Consider the following 5,147-nt stretch of genomic DNA (forward strand, 5'->3'; position numbering starts at 1 on the left):
CGCAAAAATCAGCTATCGCGGCCCAAAAGCAGAACCGCGTTGAGATCGCCACCTTTGACAGCTTTTTCACTACCAATGTGCTGAGGCCGCACGGACATCATTCGATGGGATGCAAAACAGCACCGTTTCTAGTGCACGGAAGTGAACCTTTCATGGGGGGCTTCACAATCAATCTTGGCAAGTTTCCCCAGAGCGCACATACACTCTCGGCAACATTCGATAGGGGGAACTGGGAGTTCTTTAGCTCATTCAAAAACAGCAAAACAAAGATCGACACCAAACTTGCCACCGCCCTGGTTAGCAGGCTCGGAAAGGTCGGCGCTTATACACACGAGTTCGGCCGCTATTGGTCTTATAAAGTTCTAACCGAGCAGGCTCATATTCTCAGAGCGCTCGCGCGCCGGTACCCGCAGATCGTCATCGATGAAGCACAAGATATTGGGCCTTCGCACGGAGCCCTCTTGGATATTCTAGCGGCCGCTGGATCCACCATCACCTTAGTCGGCGATGTGAACCAGGGGATTTTCGAGTTCAATGGAGCGGACGGTCGATTCCTAGCAAAATATCACCTGCAAAAGGATACTGACGCTCAGGAACTTACCATCAATTTTCGTTCCGTCCCCGATATCTTGAATGTTGCAAACTCGCTCGCCGGCAGAGATGACAAGCCAGACCGGGTTTCTCCCTCTCTACTGAATGGTGCGTTTTTCACGACGTTTCGACAGGATAAGCGCGATGATCTTTTAGATCTTTTCGGCGCCATGCTGAAGGCTGCCGGCGTTTCGCCGAAAAATTCAGTCGTCCTATGTCGCGGTAACGAGTGGGTCAATCACTGGAGAGGTGCTGAACCAGATCAGGGTCGCGGCTCAGCGAAATACTTTGCGCAAGCCGCAGTCCTGCGAGACCGCGTTGAAAATTATGACGCCGCCTTCACCATGCTTATTCGAGCCGTATTAGGCCTACTCGAAAAGCCCCCTGCAGATCTGGCTGGCCAACTACGCAAACCGGGCGCGGATCAAGAAGCACGCGCGATGAGGCGGGTCCTTTGGAAATTCCTCCGCGACGAAACAACGGGCCTTCCCGCAGCTTCGTTGCCCGCATCTACCCAATGGCAGCCTTTACTGCTCGCTCGGACCAAGGAGCTGCTCGAACAACTAACGACGATCTCCGGAATTTCCGCCGCGGGAAATATGGGCAACCGGCTATCTAAAGCCGGACTTTCCGCATCCCCCCTCGCAGAGCAGCAATCGACGACCCGAGGGACGGCCGCTCACTTCAGAGTTGATACCGTCCACGGGGTCAAGGGTGAGAGCATCGACGCAGTGATGTATGTCGCCAGCAAGGAGCATGCCCGGGAGCTTGTAGCCGGTCCAAAGACGGAGCTTGGGCGTATTGGCTACGTTGCGCTAACGCGCGCCCGCAACTTGTTTCTTCTCGCAATCCCCGAAGGGACCGAGAAGGATTTTGCGGCCCAGCTTGAGGCGCATGGCGTGAAACGCTATCCCTTCATGGACCACACGGGGGCCGTTTTGAACGAGTCCTGTAAAAATACGGGAACGTTGGGAACAGCTGGCCAATCCGAGGTCGAGACACGCGAAGAAAGCGTAGAAGCGGGTTACCACCTCCCGGCCGTCTGCGCGGCCCACTCGTCTCAGGAACCTACCGAATTTAACTCACCTCCAATCAGGGCGGACGTGACGTCCGAGATGCGTACAGCACGAACCGCGGAGGAACGCCCTGTCAAAACATGGACTCCACCAGAAACAGGGGAATGGTACCCCAGCTTTTCTGAGCTTTCAGCGCGGGAAATTGAGAACGTGGACTACCAGATCTCTGTGGTGAACAGAGACTCCATGGTCGCCGTGATTGCTCCCCATGGCGGTCATATTGAGCCCGGCACATCCGAGTTGGCTCAAGCAATAGCCGGAGAGGACCTCTCCATGTACATCTTCTCGGGCCTTCGACCTGGTCGCCACCATCGTGAGCTGCATATCACCTCAACGAATTTCGATGAAAAGCGGTGTCTCGACCTTCTTTCTCACACACACACACGGCGCTTGGAATTCACGGACGTTCGGATTGCGACGACCCAGAAACAATCTTCCTCGGAGGGAGGAACCTTGCGTTGAGAGCTCAGATTGCAGCTGAGCTTGAACGAGGTGGCTTCAAGTCCGAGTGCGATGGGCATCGGCTGCCTGGCGTCGAACCCAGAAATATTTGTAATCGCGGAACCTCATTGGCTGGTGTTCAATTGGAGGTCCCGCGCACTCTACGAGATCGTCTCGTTGCTGATGACCCTTTTAGGGCAGCGTTCGTTAAATGCGTACGTGCAGTTCTGCCTCCGATTAGGGAGCTGCAAGGTGACGGATGAAGGGAACTTTCTTGCGCGCAAGCTGGTCCTCACTGGACAGGGCAAGCAGTGGATTACTCAGTTCGACGACATAGACCAGGGCACCGCAATACTGTTGGCGAATTCGTTGACGCTTATCTCTCACACCGAATTCAGGAGAGAGCTTGAAAAGCTAGTTTTAGGCGCTGCTGCTGACGTAGAAGGACCAATTGCGCTTTTCGCAGTGCGCGAACTTCCAAAATTTTCTCCGGAAGAATCGTGGATGATGCCGCAAGTGCTGCCGCTTTATAGCTGTGCGAGCCTGAGCGAGGATGGCCGAAGCATCAGTTCAGTCGGCGCAACGGCTGATCTCGGCAGTGAAGCCATCATTGCTCACATGATCCGCCAGTTGGCGAGAGGCAATCCGGCGAAGTTCATCAATCACCCCACCCTCAACGAAATGCGCGACCGTGGGTGTCGAGCGGTCTTTGTAGTTGATGATTTTGTGGGTTCTGGAGGTCGGGTCCGCTCGTTTCTGGATAGCCTTTGGCTAGAGCCAACGTTGAAATCCTGGTGGTCAACGAAGCTCATCAGATTCAATGTGCTCGCGTACTCAGCAACTGACCACGGAACAAGATCTTTGCAACGCCTCAAGTGCTCACCTGCAATCTGTGTGCATCGCGATGCAACGTCATTCGAAACGCTGCCACTTAGCCTCGAGAAAAAGGAGCTGATCAGAAAACTTTGCAGGGACTATGGAGCGCGGGTGTTCAAGCGACGCAAGAACATGTGGTTTGGCTACAAGCAAGGCATGTGCTCCATTGTCTTCGAGCACGGATGCCCCAATAACACCCCCGCGATACTTTGGGATATGAAGGACGGAACGCCGAACTGGACAGGCCTGTTCCCGCACCGAGCTATTAGCAGCGAGATCGCGTCGGTCTTCCCACTTGAGATCGGCCGCGGCGACTCTGTCGCCACGCTGATGGACATAGGTCAAACCAAACTCGCGAAATCTGGTGCTCTCTCCCGGACTGGTGAGACCGGCCAGGTAATCCTGCTGGTCCTCTCGCTAATCGCCAAAGGCCATAGGAAACGAGCAACGATTTGCTTTGCTACCGGGCTGAGCACCAAAGACTGCGAGAGGATTATCGAACGATGCATAAAGTGGAAGTTTCTAACGCCACAACGGCGCTTGACACCACGAGGTTTGGCAGAGCTCGACGCTGCACGAAAATTCCGAGCACAAAGTCAAACTTCTGTTGATCGGGGCTCTGATTATTACTACCCTCAGCAGTTGAGACCGACCACATGTTGATTAGTGTTAGCAAGCAACGTCAGTTGCTTACGGTTGCCGCAAGGCAACCGTCGGGGCAAGGATTTCCTGCACCTCGTGATAAAGCTCAGGCTTGGCTGGAGACGAAGCACTCTGCAAGTCTCCTGCGTGTGCCTTGGGCAGCAGAGCGCTTCGTCGCCTGCGGCGACGCATCGGAGTAACAGCATGTGGTCGTCTCACCGGTACCGACTAGAAGCGCGTGAAAAGCAGCTCTCCGAGACTGTCATTCAAGCCGCGATATTGCAGTCCGAAAAGCTCATCACCGCCGATCCCGCCCTGCCATCTATCCTGTCGCTGAACCATTTGTCTGTCCGCTGCGGCATACCTTACTGGGAGTTGCGGGAGTTTGTGTCACGGCGGTCGATCGATAAGAATGAGCCATCGATGCCATACGAGAATTTCTCGATACGAAAGCGATCAGGAGGCCGCCGCTTCATCCATGTTCCGAACCGGCAGCTGATGGCGGTTCAGCGCTGGATCAACAACCATATCCTGCAAGACGTAAAGCCCCACATAGCAAGTCATGCTTTTTCGCGAAAAAGCTCGATCAAAAAATGTGCTCAAGTGCATTGCGGAAGTGCTTGGTTAATCAAACTCGACATTTCTGATTTCTTCGAATCTGTTTCTGAGATCCAGGTATTTCGCGCGTTCCAAGGAATGGGATATACCCCTCTCGTAGCATTCGAACTCGCACGAATATGCACCATAAGGACGCCGGCGCACAGTCCGCGCCAACATTTTAAGCAATGGCTAGTCAAAAAAGCCAACCATACGATCTACGCCTATAACGATCGATACTTAGGGTACTTGCCACAGGGCGCGCCAACCAGCCCTCTCCTCGCCAATCTTGTAATGCGTCAGTGCGACAAAGAGCTTTCTGAGGTCGCGGCACGATTTGGTATGAAGTACACCCGATACAGCGACGATCTGACCTTTTCGTCCCACGACCCTACTCTTGGTAGGGATCCATGTAGAGAGCTGATATTCGAAGCTTACTCCGTTCTGTCGCGTCCGGGATATCGACCCAATGCCAGAAAGAGCACGATCGTGCCGCCGTCAGCAAGAAAGTTGGTGCCGGGGCTAACGGTTGATGGCGCGGAGCCCGGACTGACGAAAGAGTTCAAAGATCGACTTCGCCAACACCTGTACTTCTTGGAAAAGCTTGGGCCAGTCGATCATGCGTTTAACCGAAAGTTCGACTCCGTCTGGGGTATGAAAGCTCACATCAAGGGTCTTATAGATTTTGCCAAAATGATCGAACCGAAATACGCGGCACTTTGCAGAGAGCGGTTCCAAAAGATCGATTGGCCCGTCTAGGTGTCTAGTTTGAACCGCGTCCAACGTCCAAGGCTCGCTGAACGAATGTCGGCTGGAGAATTGCGGCGTGAATCTTTTCAGACAGGTCGAGTTCCGAACAAGGCCTGCCTAAGCATCCGGCTCAAGAGATCTACGATCACGGAAAGACGCTGGCTGTTGTGATAT

Annotated in this window: 4 protein-coding genes; all 4 read left to right on the top strand. The window is 54.0% G+C overall.

Features of this window, described 5'->3' with window-relative positions:
- Positions 1 to 2,129 (top strand): poly-gamma-glutamate hydrolase family protein (locus tag PDO_RS09790; protein WP_007601072.1); only part of this gene is annotated, 2,129 nt, incomplete at its 5' end.
- A complete protein-coding gene (locus PDO_RS29420) occupies positions 2,021 to 2,371 on the top strand; it encodes a poly-gamma-glutamate hydrolase family protein (RefSeq protein WP_081593160.1) in 351 nt (116 codons plus the stop codon). The genes PDO_RS09790 and PDO_RS29420, both read left to right, overlap by 109 nt.
- The gene (locus tag PDO_RS09795) at positions 2,292 to 3,647 is read left to right on the top strand and encodes a phosphoribosyltransferase-like protein (RefSeq protein ID WP_458574646.1); all 1,356 of its coding nucleotides are present in this window, start codon (positions 2,292 to 2,294) and stop codon (positions 3,645 to 3,647) included. Before PDO_RS29420 ends, PDO_RS09795 begins: the two co-directional genes overlap by 80 nt.
- Positions 3,648 to 3,830: 183 nt before the next feature.
- Positions 3,831 to 4,982, top strand: coding sequence for a reverse transcriptase family protein (locus PDO_RS09800; RefSeq protein WP_007601074.1), 1,152 nt, complete (start codon positions 3,831 to 3,833; stop codon positions 4,980 to 4,982).
- The last annotated feature ends 165 nt before the right edge of the window (positions 4,983 to 5,147 follow it).

Source organism: Rhizobium sp. PDO1-076 (assembly GCF_000247475.1).
Taxonomy (GTDB): Bacteria; Pseudomonadota; Alphaproteobacteria; order Rhizobiales; family Rhizobiaceae; genus Allorhizobium.

Excerpts from the sequence above, each read along its gene's own strand:
- PDO_RS09795 (WP_458574646.1), top strand. The coding sequence starts at position 2,292 with ATGACCCTTTTAGGGCAGCGTTCGTTAAATGCGTACGTGCAGTTCTGC.
- PDO_RS09800 (WP_007601074.1), top strand. The coding sequence starts at position 3,831 with ATGTGGTCGTCTCACCGGTACCGACTAGAAGCGCGTGAAAAGCAGCTC.